Below are 425 nucleotides of genomic sequence, written 5' to 3'. Positions count from 1 at the left end.
CCCACTCATCTGTGGGGCTGAGTTGGTTATCGCAGATCTGGAATCGTCAAAGGATGGCCGTTTGATTAACGACATTATTCTAAAAAAGAAAATCAGCTGGATGATTGCCACACCTGCAACCTGGAAAATGACTATCGCAGCTGGTTGGCTGGAAAAGAGAGAAATACTGGCCATTAGTGCTGGCGAAGCTCTATCTAAAGACCTGGCTGCAAATTTGCTTGGCCGGTGTACTTCTTTATGGAACGGATATGGACCAACAGAAACTACTGTTATGGTTTTAATGAAAGAAATCATCAATCTCGATGAGCCAATTACGCTGGGTAAACCTATTGCCAATACTCAGATTTATATTCTGGATAAACATGGCAGCAGGGTTAATGTAGGTGTGCCTGGTGAAATCTATATCTCGGGTAAAAGTGTAGGAC

The 425-nt window shown here is 43.1% G+C and carries 1 protein-coding gene; it reads left to right on the top strand.

Going from position 1 to position 425, the window contains the following annotated elements:
* Positions 1-61: 61 nt before the first annotated feature.
* A partial coding sequence (locus tag JHD67_RS21485; protein ID WP_233172170.1) for an AMP-binding protein occupies positions 62-425 on the top strand: 364 nt, incomplete at its 3' end.

This window comes from Dyella sp. ASV21, from assembly GCF_016428975.1.
Classification (GTDB): domain Bacteria; phylum Pseudomonadota; class Gammaproteobacteria; order Xanthomonadales; family Rhodanobacteraceae; genus Dyella.
The sequence above is the reverse complement of the archived record's forward strand: the minus strand, read 5'-3'. Positions and strand labels throughout refer to the sequence as shown.